Raw genomic sequence first — 15793 nt, 5'->3', positions numbered from 1 at the left:
TTCTCGCCCAGGCGGGAGGCACACTTTTTTCAGGCGCAACCCGCCTGTATGCAGACTAAAAGAGGCTAGACCCCTGTGGCATTGACGATTCTTGGCCTGTCCGGCGCCCTTAGCCATGATCCTTCCGCAGCGTTGTATATCGACGGCAAGCTGATCGCGGCCGCCGAAGAAGAGCGCTTCGTACGCGACAAACATGCAAAGAACCGCATGCCTTACGAATCGGCGAAGTTCTGCCTGGAACAAGCCGGCATCAAGCCTTCCGACGTTGACGTGGTGGCGATTCCCTTCGCGCCGATCAGCCTGTTCGGCGAGGCGCGCTGGCACTATGCCAAGCGTTACTGGTACGCCCCGGACCGCGCGCTCGACGCGATCCTGATGGGCAACCGTCGCTACAAGCGCTATCGCAACAAGATCGTCTGGTGCCTGGAGCAACTGGGCTTCGATCCGAAAAAAATCAAGATCGAGCCGGTTGAACACCACCTGGCCCACGCTTCCAGCGCCTACCACTGCTCGGGCTTCCAGGAAAAAACCGCGATCCTGGGCATCGACGGCAAGGGTGAGTACGCCACCACGTTCTTCGGCTACGGCGAAAACGGCAAGATCCACAAGATCAAGGAATTCTACGACCCGGACTCCCTGGGTGGCCTGTATGGCGCGATTACCGAGTTCCTCGGTTTCGAGATGCTCGACGGCGAGTTCAAGGTCATGGGCATGGCGCCATATGGCGATGCCAGCAAGTATGATTTCTCGCGCCTGGCCTCGTTTGAAAACGGCGAGCTGGTGATCAACACCGATTACGCCAACGTCATCGGTCTGCGCCGTTATAAAGAGAAGGGCAAGGGTTTCTACTTCTCGCCAAAACTGATTGAGTGGCTGGGTCCCAAGCGCGAAGGCGACATCGCCGACGAGCCTTACATCCACTACGCGGCCAGTATGCAAGCACTGTTCGAAAAGCTGGCCCTGCAGATGATCGACCACTACCTGGGCGACATCCTCAAGGACACCGGCAAGCTGGCGTTCGCCGGCGGCTGCGCGCTGAACGTCAAGCTGAACCAGAAAATCATTGCCCGTGACGACGTCAAAGAGCTGTTCGTGCAGCCGGCGTCCGGCGATGCCGGCACCGCGGTTGGCGCGGCGGCCTATGTGTCCCACGCCCGTGGTGTACCGGTAGAGAAGATGGAACACGTCTATCTCGGCCCGTCCTACAGCAACGAAGACGTGATCGCTGCGTGCGCCAAACACGAAAGCAAGCCGGTGTGGCGCAAGATCGAAAACATGCCCAAGCGCATCGCCAAGATCATGGTCGACGGTAACCCGGTGGCCTGGTTCCAGGGCCGCATGGAGTTTGGCCCGCGTGCATTGGGCGGTCGTTCGATCATCGGTTGCCCGAGCGCCACCGGCGTGGCCGACCGCATCAACCACCAGATCAAGTTCCGCGAGCGCTGGAGGCCTTTCTGCCCGTCGATGCTCGACACCGTGGCCCCGCAGATGATCAAGGTCGATCACCCGGCGCCGTTCATGACCTTCACGTTTGAAGTGTCGGAAGAGTGGAAAACCCGCGTACCGGAAGTGGTCCATGAAGATGGCACCTCCCGCGCCCAGGTGCTCAAGCGCGAATACAACCCGCGCTACTACGACATGATGAAAGAGCTGGAAGTGCTGACCGGTAACGGCGTGTCGCTGAACACCTCGCTCAACCGCCGTGGCGAAGCGATGATCTGCTCGCCGACCGACGCGCTGAACATGTTCTTCGGCTCCGACCTGCAATACCTGATCATGGAAGACATCCTGGTCGTCAAAGACGGCGTGGACCCTTATGACTCGGTCGGCTGAGCGCCACGTCCTGCAGTTCTGCCACGGCTATGACGGGCCGTTTCTGGACTGCGCGCGGCAGTACGCCAGTTTGTTCGCAGGCACCGGCTACAAGGTGACCACGGTGTTTCTTACCGGGGCCGCCGACCCTGCGGTAGCCGCAGGTTGCGCATCCGATGAAGTGTTGTTCATGGAGTTCAGTTCCAAGGCCATTCGTGGCCTGAAGCTGGGCGCCATCCGTGAGTTGCGCAAGATCGCCGCGTCGCGCAACTTCAGTTTCTGCATCGCCCACCGGTTCAAGCCGATCTATATCGCCTTGCTCGGCACGCGCTTGCCGGTGATCGGCGTGCATCATGCGTTTGGTGACTATCAGCGCCGTAGCCGCAAGCTCTTCGCGTCGATTTTCAGCAAGCGCCTGAGCCTGCTCGGTGTGTCCGATGCGGTGCGCGATGATATGCGTCGCTGCCTGCCGGGCTGGCCTGCGGCGCGTATTCAGACGTTGTATAACCGCATCGATGTCGAGACCATGCAAGCGCTGCAGGTGCCGGCCGATGAGGCGCGGGATGCCCTGGGGCTGTCACCGGATGAATGGGTGGTCGGCAACGTCGGTCGCCTGCATCCGGACAAGGACCAGGCTACCTTGCTCAAGGGCTTTGCCTTGGCGTTGCCACATTTGCCGGCGCAGAGTCGCCTGGCGATCCTCGGCACCGGGCGCCTGGAGAAAGACCTCAAGGCTCTGGCGCGCGAGCTGGGCATTGCCGACCAAGTGCTGTTCCTCGGCCAGGTGCCGGACGCACGCCGGTATTTTCGCGCGTTCGACGCCTTTGCCCTGAGCTCCGATCATGAGCCGTTCGGCATGGTGTTGCTGGAAGCCATGGTCGCCGGTGTGCCGTTGCTCGCAACGTCCTGCGGCGGCGCCCGGGAAGTGGTCGAGGGTGTGGGCATTCTGTTTCCGTTGGGTGATGCCGAGCACTTGGGCCAGGGCCTTCGGCACCTGGCGGCGATGGATCGTCAACAGCACCAGCTGTGTGCCGAGATGATGCTGGAACGCCTGCACCAACGGTTTTCTGACCAGGCGGTGCGCGATACTTTCTGGCAGTTGCCCCCCGTACTTGAATTGACCGCGAGGGCTTGATGCTCAATCGATTCCAAGGCTGGCGCGAGCGCGGCTGGTCCGTCGTTGACGCGCCGACCTACAGCGAAGCCTGGCAGCGTTTTGGTGGCAGTGTCGCCACGCATCCGCAGGTGGTCGAGCGTCTCGCCGGCTTGGCTGACATTCCCGTGCGCTATCTGGCATGGGAGCAGGGCGGCGAGCTCAAGGCCTGCATTGCGACCTGGGGACGCGACCTGGCGTTGTCCAAGGATGTTCTCAAACGGCATGGCAAGAAAGGCTTGTTCGACCTGGGTAACGCCGAGTTGATCCTGCCCGCCGCCGAGGATGCCCAAGCCGCGCTGCGCCATCGCGCGCGTTACCTGTCGGCCCTGAATGAGGGCCGCTTTGCGGGCCTCAAGCCGCAGGCCGAGCAACTGGCCATGGCGCGTACGCCGGAAGAATTGTCGAAGAAGTTTCGTTATAACCAACGCCGCGAGTTGCGCCTGCTGGAAGAGGCGGGCGGTGTGGTGCGGCCGGTGCATGAGTTCTCCAGCGCAGAGCTGTCGGCGATCTACTGCGACCTGTTTCAGCGCCGCTGGGGCTTTCCCGCCACGGGCGCCGAACGCATGGCACAGGTGATCGAGCTGCTGCGTGAGTGGCTGATCGGTTCGGTGATTTTCCTCAACGATGCGCCGATCGCCATTCAGTTGGTCTACCGCGTCGAAGCGCCGCAGTGGATCAGTGTCGAGTACATCAATGGCGGCGTGGACCCCGAAACCCGCGCATTCAGCCCGGGCAGCGTATTGAGCTTCCTCAATACCCAAAGTGCCTGGGAGCAAGCACGCGAAGCCGGTAAGCCATTGCGGTTTTCGTTTGGCCGTGCGGACCGCGAGTACAAGGACCGTTGGTGCAACCCCGTGCCGGTGTTCACGGTATGAGTGAGTCTACGAGCCGCAAGCAGGCGCTGCTCAAGCGCCATCGCCGCAATAAACGCATGGGTCTGTTGGTCAGTTTGCTGGTGTTGGTCGGCGTGGGTGTGCTGGTGGCCTGGTGGCTGCCGCTGCTGTTGGCAGTGCTGGCTTGGGTCGCCCATGAAGCCTGGTTTGCCGACCATCTGTTTTACTCGCCCAAGGACGACTACCAGTATCAGTTTGCAGCGGATACCGAGCAGCCCAAGGTGGTGCTGAGCGAGGGCCGGCTGCTGCTGGGCGAAACCGTTGAGTTGTCGGGCGACGAGACGTTGATCCTCGCGCTGCGGCTCAAGAGCAGTGTGCTGGGCCGCTTTGTCGACCCGTTCATCGCCCTGCCGGACGGTGACCGTCAAGTATTCGAGCGCGGCGTCAATGGCCTGCGTTATCTGAACCTGACCGGCCAAACGCAAGCGCTGCTCGATGGGCAGTTGCAGCTGCGTGGTCGGTTCTGTCGTGTGCAGGGCGCGCCTGTGTTGTCGGTATTCCGCCAGCCTGATGTGCGCCAGCAGCGGGTGATGGTGATTGCGCCCCATGCCGATGATGCCGAGCTTGCAGCTTTTGGCCTGTACAGTCAGGCGGCGCAACCCTGGATCGTGACGCTGACGGCCGGCGAGATTGAAGCCGAGCGCTATCAGCAAATGGGCTTGGGCAAGCCTGAGGCGGCAAGGCTCAAGGGCCGTTTGCGCGCCTGGGACAGCATCGCCGTGCCGCGTTGGGCGGGTGTGCCGCAAGAACACTCCGTTCAGCTTGGGTATTTTTGCCTGCAGTTGGCGGCGATGAAGGCCGAGCCGGATCGCGCAGTGGCTTCTCGAGAGGCCGAGCTGAGCGATATTCGTGTGTTTCGCCAATTCAACCCTTTCCCCTTGCCTGCCGACACCGACGGCCAGCCAACCTGGAACAATCTGTTGGCTGACCTGCGGGCCGTGCTGTTGATGGCACGCCCTGAAGTCATCGTGTTGCCCCATCCGGTGCTTGACCCACACCCTGACCATATCTGCGCTCAGCAGGCGGTATTGGAAGCCTTGCAGGGCCTGGAGTGGCAGCCGACCACTTTGCTCGGCTACGCCAACCATCTGCATGACAACGACCGCTGGCCTATGGGGGATTCGGGCAACGGTGTTGCTTTGCCGCCAGCCTTTGATTCCACTTACACTTTGTCGCCTTATTGCCTGCCGTTATCCAAAGACCGGCAATGTGACAAGGCGATGTCGTTGGGCATGATGCATGACCTGCAACCTAGGATGCCGTTCAAGCGGCGGGTGCGGCGTGTCATACAACACCTGCTGGCTGGAAGAGCCGTTTCGCCGTGGGGTGAGAATGAGTTTTTCCGCAAGGCCGTGCGGCGGCATGAACTTTTTTGGTTCATCAAGTACAAGTAACGTTAAGCAACGAAGTGGCGTGCAGCACGTCCCAGTAAAAAAAATGACAGTGAGTCCCCAGTGATTAATCCATGCCCCCGCATCCTTTTTCTTATCCCGTACTTTGGTCACTGGCCATTCTGGATGCCGTTTTTTCTCGAAAGCTGCCGACGCAACGCGGACATCGACTGGTTGTTGTTCAGCGACTGTCCGATACCGGCCAACGTGCCGGACAACGTCCGGATTGAAAGCATTAGCTTTGCCGATTACTGCGCTTTGGTGTCACAGCGGTTGTACATCAACTTTGCGCCTCAAGCGCCGTATAAGCTGTGTGATATCAAGCCAGCGCTGGGGCACATTCATGCTGACCGCCTCAAAGGCTACGATTTCTGGGCGTTTGGCGACCTCGACCTGATCTATGGCAACCTGCGCGAATACTTCACTGCCGATCGGTTGGCCGGCTATGACCTGTTCTCGACCCATGAGCGGCGGGTGGCCGGCCATTTGTGCCTGATGCGCAATACCGCCAAAAAGCGCCAAGTGTTCATGCAGATCAAGGATTGGGAAGCGCGCTTCACTGATCAGGAGCATCATGCGCTGGATGAAGGCGCGTTCAGCAGGATCTTCCTATGGCGCAAGAATTTCCCGAAGCCACTGTTCGAGCTGGTAGGCAAGCTCAACCCGTGGCGTCGGCGCAGTGAATTCACCGAGGCGTTCAGTACACCGGGTGGTGCGATCAAATGGCACGACGGCACTGATCGCTTTCCGCATCAATGGTTCTGGAATAATGGTCGCCTGACCAACGACAGGGATGGCGACCGCGAGTTTCCGTATTTCCATTTTGTCTGCTGGAAACGCAATCAGTGGCCGTTGCTGCCGGCGCCAGACGCCGAGTACATCGCGACGCTGGCCGCTGAAAAATCCTGGGTTGTTGATGCCACAGGTTTCCATCGAGGAGAGTTATGAGTCGGCGTCTCAAGGTCCTGCAATTGCAGCCTGACTACAATATTAAATCCCATGATTTTGCCGACCTGGCCGAACAGATCGTCAAGGCATTGCCTGCGGACCGCTATGAAGTCACCGCCGCCTTTTTGCGTGGCCGGCCTGGGCCTGCGGACCCGGTCAGTCGCGCTGCAACGTCCGTTTACTTCGAGTTTTCCGACAAGTCGCTCAAGGGCTTGAGGCTGCGCGCCATGTGGCGGCTGTATCAGTTTTGCCGCAAGGAAAAGTTTGACGTCGTGGTGTGCAACCGCTTCAAGCCGGTCAACATGATGTTGCAGCTGAACCGTTGGTTGAAGATCCCGTTGTGCATCGGCATCTCCCACGGCTTTGGCGAGTACGACCGCCTTTACCGACGCAAGCAGGCCCAGCGCTGGATCGACGAGCACTGGCGTTTTGTCGGCGTGTCGCCAGCGGTCAAGCAGTACCTGCTGGACTGCAAGTGCGGGTTTACCGACCGCAATACCTACGCCATTACCAATGCCATCGACATCGAGCAGGCCGAAGGCTTGCAGCATTCGCGTGAACGCGCGCGCGAGTTGCTGGGCATCGACCCTTCGGTGCGGTTGATCGGCGCCTTGGGGCGCCTGGTGCCGGTGAAGGGCCACACCTATTTGTTGCAGGCATTTGCGGCGCTTAAAGACCGATACCCTTCTGCGCAGCTCGCCATCATTGGTGCCGGGCGCGAAGAGTCCAACCTGGCCGCGCAAATCAACAGCCTCGGTCTGGCGGGTCGTGTGCATTTGCTGGGCTTCAAGGAAAATGCCCTGCAATACGTACGCGCCTTTGATATCTGGGCGATGCCGTCGCTGGCAGAAGGCTTGGGCCTGGCACTGCTGGAAGGCATGAGCGGTCGCCTGCCGGTGATCGCCTCAAGCGTACCGGCCATGCTGCCGCTGATTCAAGGCGCGGGTGGCCTGGCGGTGGAGCCGGCCAACGTGCCCGAGCTGACCCAGGCGCTGGACACCTACCTGGCGCTGTCCGATGAAGCGCTCGCGCAGAAAGGCGAGCAGGCTTATCAGTACCTTCAGGCGCAGCACGACATTGAGGTGTTCCGCCAGGAATACCTGGAACTGATTGATTCAGGATTGGCTCAAGCACGCAGGAACAATGTATGAACCAGAGTCAGCCCTTGGTCACGGTGATCATCGCGTCTTACAACCATGCACCCTACATTGAGGAAAGCATCCTCAGCGTCCTGAACCAGACGTATCCCAACATTGAGCTGTTGGTGATTGACGATGGGTCGACAGACGACAGTGTCGAGCGCATTCGTCGATTGCAGGAACACCATGCCTTCGACTTTCGTGTCCAGCAGAATCAAGGGCTGACCAATACGCTCAATGGCGCGATTGCACGCTCTCAAGGCCCGCTGATTGTGCCGTTCGGCTCCGACGACATCATGTTGCCGGAGCGCATAGCGACCCAGGTGGCCTATATGGATGGCAAGCCTGAGGTGGGTATCTGTGCCGGTAATATCGAGCTGATCGACTCCAACGGCGAGCTGTTTCCCGAGAAACGCCAGCGCCGGGATGTGCCTTTTCGTCGCCTGGACTTCGACGATATGTTCCTGGAGCGCAAACCCTACCCGCCAGCGCCCACGCTGATGATCCGGCGCGAGGCGCTGGAAAAGGTCGGTGGGTTCGATCCGCAGATTCGCCTGGAAGACTTGTTGATCGAGCTGAAGATTACCCGCGCCGGGTACTTCATCGACGGTTTGAACGTGGTGATGGCGCGCTACCGCAAGCACGCTACCAACTCGTACAAGAATCATCGATTCATGATCGACAACATCCTGCGTTCCTACGCGCTGTTCAGTGACCACCCGCAATATGACGAGGTGCGTTACAAGTTCCTAAGCTCCATGTTCCTCAAGACGTCCAATCGCAATCGTGCATTGGCGCGAGAACTGTTGGCGCAGATCCCGTTTCGTGCCTGGAACAAGAAAACCTGGCGCGGCCTTGGCCGACTGTATTTTTCCCCGCTGGAAAAAGACTGATACCGCGTGAGTGCGCCCCGTTTCAGGGGCGCACCGGGCTCGCCTTCAGGTGGCAGGGCGAGCGAGTGTGAGGACCTGCTCGCGGATTTTCAGCGTGGCTTGCGGCGATGCGACCGACGCATATCCGTTGGCAAGCTGTTCGAAATGGGTTTCGAACAACCAGTTGCGGTCCTGCGAATAGCGTTGCATATGCTTCAAGTTGCGCTGGCGCAGCGTGTTTCGCAGCGCTGACGGAAAGATGCGCATGTCTGCCACGTCAATCAGGCCGAACTCACCGTCCTCCAAGAGCAGCACATTGCCTAAATGCAGGGAGCGGAAGTACACACCGCGCTCGTGCAACTGAGCCATAAACCGGCCGAACCGTTCAATCAGCGATTCACGCAGGCTGCTGTCCAGGCTTTGCAGGGCCTGACGCAGCGTCAGGCCGGGCAGCGGCCGATAGTGCACGGCGCTGCTGCCATCCTGCAGGTAATACAGATCAAGGATGGCCGGTGATGCAATGCCTAGCCGTCGCAGTTGTTCGCTGTTGCTGACAAAGCGTTCCGAATAGGGGTTGAACATGCCGGAGGTGTACCAGCGGCGGGCCCGGAACAGCTTGAGGAAGCTACCATCCTGCAGGCGCAGGACTTTCGGCCCAAGACCATCTTCCTCGATGACATCAGCGCCGCTGCGCAGTGCTTCAAACGCCTGCTGCTTGGGCGTTTGCACCGGCATGCGCAGCAGGCTGCCACGACGTTTGGCGATGCTCAGGCCGGCGATCAGGGCCAGGGGGATCCACAGCAGGAACCAGTGCTCCTTGGGCCGCGACAGGATGCCACCGCCTTCGGTCAGGCCGGCGCCGATGCCGTAGGCCAGCAGGGCGGAAGTCATTAGGAACAGCGGCTGTGCCCGCTCTTTAAAGCCTTTGTACAGGCCCCAGCCAAGCATGAAGATCCACGGGATAAAGCCGATGATGCCGACGTAATAGAGCACGCCGAGCGCAAAGCTGTGGGGTTCCATCAGATCGACACCGTCCACGATCAGGGACAATTCGGAGTCGTAGCTGTGTCCGATGAAGGGGTGCTCGGCGATACGCTGCAGCGTCATGCCCCACAACTCAAAGCGGTACGAACTGCCACGCTCGGTAATTGCCTCGGGATAAAACAGCAGAAGCGCCGCAGCCCCCAGCACCAGGGTTGCAATCATCAGTGCCGAGCGGCGATTGCGGCTGACAAAGGCGATCCACACGGCGGCCAGCGTCAGTGCAACCAGCGGCGTGCGGGAGCCGGTGGCCAGGATCGCTAACGTCATGATCGCCAGTGCAGGCGCACTGAAACACAGCACGCGAAGGCGCTGGGTGGTGATGCAGATATAGAGCCAATAGACGCAGAAAAAGCCGAAGAGGTGGGAGCTGAGCAGTGGGTTGTCGAGCGCGCCACGGCCCCCGATCATGCGCATGCTCAGGCCGGGCTCGAAGCCTTTGGCGAATGCCACCAGGTTGCACAGGCACACCACCAGCGCGATCACGGCGGCACTGAAGAATATCGGCTTGAATAGGTCTTTGCGGTAATGCAGCAGCAGCCCACAGCCGGCAAACAGCATGAACGTTTGCAGTGGCACCTTGAACAGGTTGGAGTCGCCGGTAGGTTCCGGGCTCCACAACACGGTGGTCAGCGCCCAGGCGCAAAACGCCAGGAACGCGACGATCAGGGGTTCACGCAACAGCTCCTTGATTTCCCGGGGGCGCAAGCACAGCAGGAACAAGGTCGGCACACTGAAAAAACCGTAGTAGAACCGGTGCATGACATTGCGATTGGTGACGTAAAACAGCGAACTCAGGAGCAACAACAAGCCAATGGGCAAAATCCATAGGACCAGGAAGTCGAAAACGCGATTTGAGCCATAGGCAAGGCGCTTGGAGTGCATACAGAAAAGCCATTCCAGAATTGAGAAAGCCGACCATCTTAAAGTAGTCGCTATGTAATGTCGTCGGTTGGGTCCAACCGGGCCGTGGGTTATACCGGGTGCAAGTACAACAGAGAAGCTGTGCTAAAGTCAGCCTCCTTTTTCAAAACGCCGCGTGATATGACCGACTCCAGTCCGAGCGCAAGCCCTTCGAGCTTGAAAATATACTTCCGCCTGCTCATGTACGTTAAGCCCTATGCCGGCTTGTTCGCGCTGAGTATCGTTGGATTTCTGATTTTCGCGTCGACCCAGCCCATGCTGGGGTACATCCTCAAGTACTTCGTCGACGGCCTATCCAACCCGGAAGCGGTGCTGTTCCCCAACGTACCGTTCCTGCGCGACCTGCAATTGCTGCAAGCCGTGCCTTTATTGATCATCCTGATCGCGGCCTGGCAGGGCCTGGGTTCGTTCCTGGGCAACTACCTGCTGGCCAAGGTCTCCCTGGGCCTGGTCCACGACCTGCGCGTGCAGTTATTCAATAACCTGCTGACGCTGCCCAACCGCTACTTCGATAACCACAACTCCGGGCATCTGATTTCCCGCATCACCTTTAACGTGACCATGGTCACGGGTGCGGCGACCGATGCCATCAAGGTGGTGATTCGCGAAGGCATGACGGTGATCTTCCTGTTTGCCTCACTGCTGTTCATGAACTGGCGCTTGACGCTGGTGATGATCGCCATCCTGCCGCTGATTGCGGTGATGGTCAGCACGGCCAGCAAGAAATTCCGCAAGCAGAGCAAGAAGATCCAGGTGGCCATGGGCGACGTGACCCACGTGGCTTCCGAAACCATTCAGGGTTACCGCGTGGTGCGCAGCTTCGGCGGCGAAGTCTACGAAGAGAAGCGCTTCTTCAAGGCCAGCCAGGGCAACACCGACAAGCAGCTGCGCATGACCCGCACCGGGGCGATCTACACGCCGTTGCTGCAACTGGTGATCTACACCGCCATGGCCGTGCTGATGTTCCTGGTGCTTTACCTTCGCGGCGATGCGTCTGCTGGCGACATGGTTGCCTACATCACCTTGGCCGGCCTGTTACCCAAGCCGATCCGTCAACTCTCGGAAGTCAGCTCGACCATCCAGAAAGGCGTGGCGGGTGCTGAAAGCATTTTCGAACAGTTGGACGAAGAGAAGGAAGTCGACCGCGGCACCGTCGAACGCGACAAGGTCAGCGGCCGCCTGGACGTACGTAACCTGAACTTCACCTACCCCGGCACCGAACGCCATGTGCTCAAGGACATCAGCTTTACGGCCGAACCTGGGCAGATGATCGCTCTGGTGGGCCGCTCCGGCAGCGGCAAGTCGACCCTGGCCAGCCTGATCCCGCGGTTCTACCACCATGAAAGCGGCGAAATCCTGCTCGACGGTGTAGAGATCGAAGATTACAAACTGCTCAACCTGCGCAAGCACATTGCCCAGGTGACCCAGCATGTCACCCTGTTCAGCGACACCGTGACCAACAACATCGCCTACGGCGACCTGGCCGGTGCGCCACGGGCGGACGTTGAAGCGGCGGCGGCGGATGCCTATGCCAAGGACTTCATCGACCAGTTGCCCAAAGGCTTCGATACCCAGGTGGGCGAAAACGGCGTGCTGTTGTCCGGCGGCCAACGCCAGCGCCTGGCAATCGCCCGGGCCTTGCTCAAGAATGCACCGCTGCTGATTCTCGACGAGGCCACCTCGGCCCTCGACACCGAATCCGAGCGGCACATTCAGGCGGCTCTGGACAAGGTCATGCAGGGCCGCACGACCCTGGTGATTGCGCACCGCTTGTCCACTATCGAGAAGGCCGACCTGATCCTGGTGATGGACGACGGCCGGATTGTCGAGCGCGGTACCCACGCCGAATTGCTCAAGCAGAACGGCTATTACGCGCGCCTGCATGCCATGGGCCTGGACGCGCCGGTGTCTGCCGACATCACCTAAAACCCTGTGGGCGCGGGCTTGCCCGCGATAGCGCAGTGTCAGTCACCGAATGTTTCGACTGATTCAACGCTATCGCGGGCAAGCCCGCTACCACCGGTGTTCATCGGTGGATTCCCTGGCAGGCCTGCCACACAATCTTCTGTCACGCCCTCCACAAGCCGCCTGTAACCCTGTGCTAATATCGCGCCCCTGTTCATTTTGTATGTGGGTTGCTCCATGAAGTTGTCCATGCCGCGATTCGATCAAGCCCCTGTCTTGGTGGTCGGCGATGTCATGCTCGACCGTTACTGGCATGGCGGTACCTCACGGATTTCCCCTGAGGCACCGGTACCGGTAGTCAAGGTCGAGCAAATCGAAGACCGTCCAGGTGGCGCTGCCAACGTTGCCCTCAATATTGCCGCCCTTGGCGCACCGGCCTCCCTGGTGGGTGTAACCGGCGACGACGAAGCCGCCGACAGCCTGGCCAACAGCCTGCGCGGTGCAGGCGTGCGCGCGCTGTTCCAGCGCATTGCCCATCAGCCGACCATCGTCAAGCTGCGGGTCATGAGCCGTCACCAGCAATTGCTGCGTATCGATTTCGAAGAACCCTTCGCCACCGACGCCCTGGCCCTGAGCGGTCAGGTTGACGCGTTGCTCGAAGGCATCAAGGTGCTGGTCCTGTCCGACTACGGCAAAGGCGCCCTGAAGAATCATCAAGTGCTGATCCAGGCCGCCAAGGCCCGCAACATCCCGGTGCTGGCCGATCCCAAGGGCAAGGACTTCTCGATTTATCGGGGCGCCAGCCTGATCACGCCAAACCTCAGCGAGTTCGAAGCCATCGTCGGCGGTTGCGCCGATGAGCACGAACTGGTGACCAAGGGCGCCGCGCTGATGGCCGACCTCGACCTGGGTGCCTTGCTGGTCACCCGTGGTGAGCACGGCATGACCCTGCTGCGCCCGGGCCACCCGGCGATGCACCTGCCGGCACGCGCCCGTGAAGTGTTCGATGTCACCGGTGCCGGTGATACGGTGATTTCCACCCTGGCGGCGTCCATTGCGGCCGGTGAAGAATTGCCCCACGCCGTGGCCCTGGCCAATCTGGCGGCGGGTATTGTGGTCGGCAAACTCGGTACCGCTGCCATCAGCGCACCTGAGTTGCGCCGGGCGATCCAGCGTTCCGAAGGTTCGGAGCGTGGCGTGCTGAGTCTCGAACAATTGCTGCTGGCGATTGACGATGCCCGTGCCCACAAAGAAAGCATTGTGTTCACTAACGGTTGCTTCGATATCCTGCATGCCGGTCACGTGACTTACCTGGAACAGGCGCGCGCTCAAGGCGATCGCCTGATCGTCGCCGTCAATGACGACGCCTCGGTCAGCCGCTTGAAAGGCCCGGGCCGTCCGATCAACAGTGTCGACCGACGCATGGCTGTATTGGCCGGTTTAGGTGCTGTGGACTGGGTGATCAGCTTCTCTGAAGGCACCCCGGAAAACCTGTTGGCCCAAGTCAAGCCAGACGTGCTGGTCAAGGGCGGCGACTACTCCGTTGATCAAGTCGTGGGCGCAGACATCGTCAGCGCTTACGGCGGTACGGTCAAAGTGCTGGGGCTGGTTGAAAACAGCTCGACCACGGCCATTGTCGAGAAGATCCGCAACAATGAGTAACGCAGATAAGTGGGTCCTTATCACCGGTGGTGCCGGCTTCATCGGCTCGCACCTGGTCGATGCATTGCTCGCAAAAGGCTACGCCGTGCGGGTGCTGGATAACCTGTCCACCGGCAAGCGCAGCAATGTGCCGTTGGACAACCCGCGCGTACAGCTGATTGAAGGTGATGTCGCCAACGCCGAACTGGTGGCGCAAGCCGCCGTCGGCGCCACGGCGGTGGTGCACTTGGCGGCAGTGGCTTCCGTGCAAGCTTCGGTGGATGACCCGGTCAGCACGCACCAGAGCAATTTTGTCGGCACCTTGAATGTCTGCGAAGCCATGCGCAAGGCCGGTGTGAAGCGTGTGGTGTTTGCTTCCAGCGCTGCGGTGTATGGCAACAATGGCGAGGGCGCTTCGATTGATGAAGAGACCACCAAGGCACCGCTGACGCCTTACGCATCGGACAAATTGGCCGGTGAGCATTACTTCGATTTCTATCGCCGCCAGCATGGTCTGGAACCGGTGATTTTCCGCTTCTTCAATATCTTCGGGCCACGCCAGGACCCTTCGTCGCCGTACTCGGGCGTGATCAGTATTTTCAGCGAGCGCGTGCAACAGGGTGTGCCGATCAGCGTGTTTGGCGATGGCGAGCAAACCCGTGATTTCATGTACGTAGAAGACCTGGTGGATGTGTTGGTACAGGCCATTGAAGCGCCTGAGGCACCGTTGGGTGCGATCAATGTCGGCTGGAATCGCACCACCACGCTCAAGCAGGTATTGCAGGCACTGGAAGAGGTGGTGGGGCAGTTGCCGGTAATCACCTACGGGCCGGCGCGTTCGGGGGATATTCGGCATTCGCGAGCCAACAATCAGCGGTTGCTGGCCAGTTTCACGCTGCCTGAGCCAACCCCGTTGAAGGTCGGCCTGGAGCGGCTACTAAACAGCTGAACACAATCAACTGTGGGAGCGGGCTTGCTCGCGAATGCGGCGTGTCAGTCAGTACATGTGTAACTGATGCACCGCGTTCGCGAGCAAGCCCGCTCCCACATTGATCGGCTTCGTTTTTGAGTTCAGCGGCTGGCCTTTTTCTTCGGCACGATCTTGCGCAGCATCTGCCGTGCCTTGCCGGTCAAGCGCTTGAGCTTCGATTCTTTTTCCGGCTCCGCCAGGCCTTGCTGCCTGACCCAATCCTTCCAGCGAATTCGCTCGTCGCGCACCAGCCAACCCTCCTGCTGGGCGAAGCTTTCCGCCAGGTACAAGCCTCGCGTACTGGCCGGGTAAAGCTGGTCTTTCTTGACGGTGTACAGCTCGGCAAGCGGCTGGCCATCTTTCAAGGGCATCAGGTACAGGTCGGGCCGCTGGCGGTCCAGGCGCGCCACTAGTTGGTCGCCTTCAAGCCGTTCATCCACATGGAACAGGCTAAGGGACTTGGCTTCCTTCGGCACTTCCAGGCGCAGGTCGTAAATCAATTGCAGCGACGCTGTGGGCAGGTGCACGTAAGCGCGTGGGCGTTCGATCAATTGCGTGGTCGCGCAGCGCACTGGGCGTGCGGCACCGGACAAAGGGCTCAAGCGAAACGGCAAGGCTTCACGGTAATGCAAGGCCGCAGAGTAGGGTGCCGGCAGCCAGGTGTCATTGAAGCGCCCGCCCAGCCAGCCTTCGGGGGTTTCGAGCAGGCACTCTTCGGCAATTTCCTGAATGGCAGTGTGCAGCGGCAGGTTCAGTTCGTGGGCGGGGACGTAGCCGGAGATCAGTTTGAGCACCACATCGCCACGGTCCTGTCGGCGTTGGCGCACCAGCACCCAGTAATCCTTGTTCTGCCAGTGCAGGGTCAGTCGCACCGACACGCCGAGGTTCGCCAGCTCGAGGGCGAAACGCTCGGGGTCAGCCACCTCCACCGGCTTGCGCCGTTGCAGGGTCTGGGCAAAGTTGAGCGGCATGCCCACGCTCTGGTAGCTCAGGCCTTCGGGGGTGGCTTCGACGTGCAGCGGCAGTGTTTTAAAGTTGCTGGGGTTTTTTCTAATGAGCGTACGCGGCATGTCGGCTCCTTTTTGCGACGGTGTCGGCCGC

12 protein-coding genes are annotated in these 15793 nt (G+C 60.2%); 10 read left to right on the top strand and 2 right to left on the bottom strand.

What is annotated here, in order from left to right:
• The first annotated feature begins 75 nt into the window (after positions 1–75).
• The 7 genes from ACLBW8_RS11610 to ACLBW8_RS11580 are packed head-to-tail and all read left to right on the top strand — an operon-like array spanning position 76 to position 8232.
• Positions 76–1833, top strand: a complete 1758-nt coding sequence (locus tag ACLBW8_RS11610; protein WP_017138507.1) for a carbamoyltransferase family protein — start codon at positions 76–78, stop codon at positions 1831–1833.
• Entirely contained in the window at positions 1817–2947 is a 1131-nt protein-coding gene (locus ACLBW8_RS11605; protein WP_447805404.1) for a glycosyltransferase, read from the top strand. Before ACLBW8_RS11610 ends, ACLBW8_RS11605 begins: the two co-directional genes overlap by 17 nt.
• Positions 2947–3843: an antimicrobial resistance protein Mig-14 gene (locus ACLBW8_RS11600; RefSeq protein WP_447805403.1), complete on the top strand. Its 897-nt coding sequence runs from the start codon at positions 2947–2949 to the stop codon at positions 3841–3843. The genes ACLBW8_RS11605 and ACLBW8_RS11600 overlap by 1 nt, the downstream gene beginning before the upstream one ends.
• Complete coding sequence (locus tag ACLBW8_RS11595) at positions 3840–5255, top strand: PIG-L deacetylase family protein (RefSeq protein WP_447805402.1); 1416 nt, start codon at positions 3840–3842, stop codon at positions 5253–5255. Before ACLBW8_RS11600 ends, ACLBW8_RS11595 begins: the two co-directional genes overlap by 4 nt.
• Positions 5256–5315: 60 nt before the next feature.
• On the top strand, positions 5316–6200 hold the full coding sequence (locus ACLBW8_RS11590) for a DUF6625 family protein (RefSeq protein WP_447805401.1): 885 nt from the start codon (positions 5316–5318) through the stop codon (positions 6198–6200).
• Positions 6197–7351, top strand: coding sequence for a glycosyltransferase family 4 protein (locus ACLBW8_RS11585; RefSeq protein ID WP_447805400.1), 1155 nt, complete (start codon positions 6197–6199; stop codon positions 7349–7351). The genes ACLBW8_RS11590 and ACLBW8_RS11585 overlap by 4 nt, the downstream gene beginning before the upstream one ends.
• The gene (locus ACLBW8_RS11580) at positions 7348–8232 is read left to right on the top strand and encodes a glycosyltransferase (protein WP_221293768.1); all 885 of its coding nucleotides are present in this window, start codon (positions 7348–7350) and stop codon (positions 8230–8232) included. Before ACLBW8_RS11585 ends, ACLBW8_RS11580 begins: the two co-directional genes overlap by 4 nt.
• Positions 8233–8277: 45 nt before the next feature.
• Here the strand turns inward: ACLBW8_RS11580 and ACLBW8_RS11575 are convergent, their stop codons facing one another.
• A complete protein-coding gene (locus ACLBW8_RS11575; protein ID WP_447805399.1) occupies positions 8278–10137 on the bottom strand; it encodes an O-antigen ligase family protein in 1860 nt (619 codons plus the stop codon).
• Positions 10138–10296: 159 nt separating this feature from the next.
• Between ACLBW8_RS11575 and msbA the strand changes: the two genes are divergently transcribed.
• From msbA to ACLBW8_RS11560, 3 genes are all read left to right on the top strand, one after another.
• Positions 10297–12102 (top strand): lipid A export permease/ATP-binding protein MsbA, encoded by a 1806-nt coding sequence (gene msbA / locus ACLBW8_RS11570; protein ID WP_064454845.1) that lies wholly within the window; start codon positions 10297–10299, stop codon positions 12100–12102.
• A gap of 216 nt (positions 12103–12318) precedes the next feature.
• On the top strand, positions 12319–13743 hold the full coding sequence (gene hldE, locus ACLBW8_RS11565) for a bifunctional D-glycero-beta-D-manno-heptose-7-phosphate kinase/D-glycero-beta-D-manno-heptose 1-phosphate adenylyltransferase HldE (protein ID WP_064450374.1): 1425 nt from the start codon (positions 12319–12321) through the stop codon (positions 13741–13743).
• Positions 13736–14671: an NAD-dependent epimerase/dehydratase family protein gene (locus ACLBW8_RS11560; protein ID WP_447805398.1), complete on the top strand. Its 936-nt coding sequence runs from the start codon at positions 13736–13738 to the stop codon at positions 14669–14671. Before hldE ends, ACLBW8_RS11560 begins: the two co-directional genes overlap by 8 nt.
• A 122-nt stretch (positions 14672–14793) precedes the next feature.
• On the opposite strand, the gene ACLBW8_RS11555 is transcribed toward ACLBW8_RS11560, so the two are convergent.
• Positions 14794–15762 carry a hypothetical protein gene (locus ACLBW8_RS11555; protein ID WP_064450376.1) on the bottom strand — a complete coding sequence of 323 codons (969 nt, stop codon included), beginning with the start codon at positions 15760–15762 and terminating at the stop codon, positions 14794–14796.
• Positions 15763–15793 lie beyond the last annotated feature (31 nt).

This window comes from Pseudomonas sp. M5A4_2d (genome assembly GCF_053345295.1).
This window is presented reverse-complemented; position numbering and strand designations above follow the sequence as displayed.

What these genes read in the sequence shown, in the direction of transcription:
- ACLBW8_RS11605 (WP_447805404.1), top strand. Translation starts at nt 1,817, where the DNA reads ATGACTCGGTCGGCTGAGCGCCACGTCCTGCAGTTCTGCCACGGCTAT.
- ACLBW8_RS11600 (WP_447805403.1), top strand. Translation starts at nt 2,947, where the DNA reads ATGCTCAATCGATTCCAAGGCTGGCGCGAGCGCGGCTGGTCCGTCGTT.
- ACLBW8_RS11595 (WP_447805402.1), top strand. Translation starts at nt 3,840, where the DNA reads ATGAGTGAGTCTACGAGCCGCAAGCAGGCGCTGCTCAAGCGCCATCGC.
- ACLBW8_RS11585 (WP_447805400.1), top strand. Translation starts at nt 6,197, where the DNA reads ATGAGTCGGCGTCTCAAGGTCCTGCAATTGCAGCCTGACTACAATATT.
- ACLBW8_RS11580 (WP_221293768.1), top strand. Translation starts at nt 7,348, where the DNA reads ATGAACCAGAGTCAGCCCTTGGTCACGGTGATCATCGCGTCTTACAAC.
- ACLBW8_RS11575 (WP_447805399.1), bottom strand. Translation starts at nt 10,137, where the DNA reads ATGCACTCCAAGCGCCTTGCCTATGGCTCAAATCGCGTTTTCGACTTC.
- msbA (WP_064454845.1), top strand. Translation starts at nt 10,297, where the DNA reads ATGACCGACTCCAGTCCGAGCGCAAGCCCTTCGAGCTTGAAAATATAC.
- hldE (WP_064450374.1), top strand. Translation starts at nt 12,319, where the DNA reads ATGAAGTTGTCCATGCCGCGATTCGATCAAGCCCCTGTCTTGGTGGTC.
- ACLBW8_RS11560 (WP_447805398.1), top strand. Translation starts at nt 13,736, where the DNA reads ATGAGTAACGCAGATAAGTGGGTCCTTATCACCGGTGGTGCCGGCTTC.
- ACLBW8_RS11555 (WP_064450376.1), bottom strand. Translation starts at nt 15,762, where the DNA reads ATGCCGCGTACGCTCATTAGAAAAAACCCCAGCAACTTTAAAACACTG.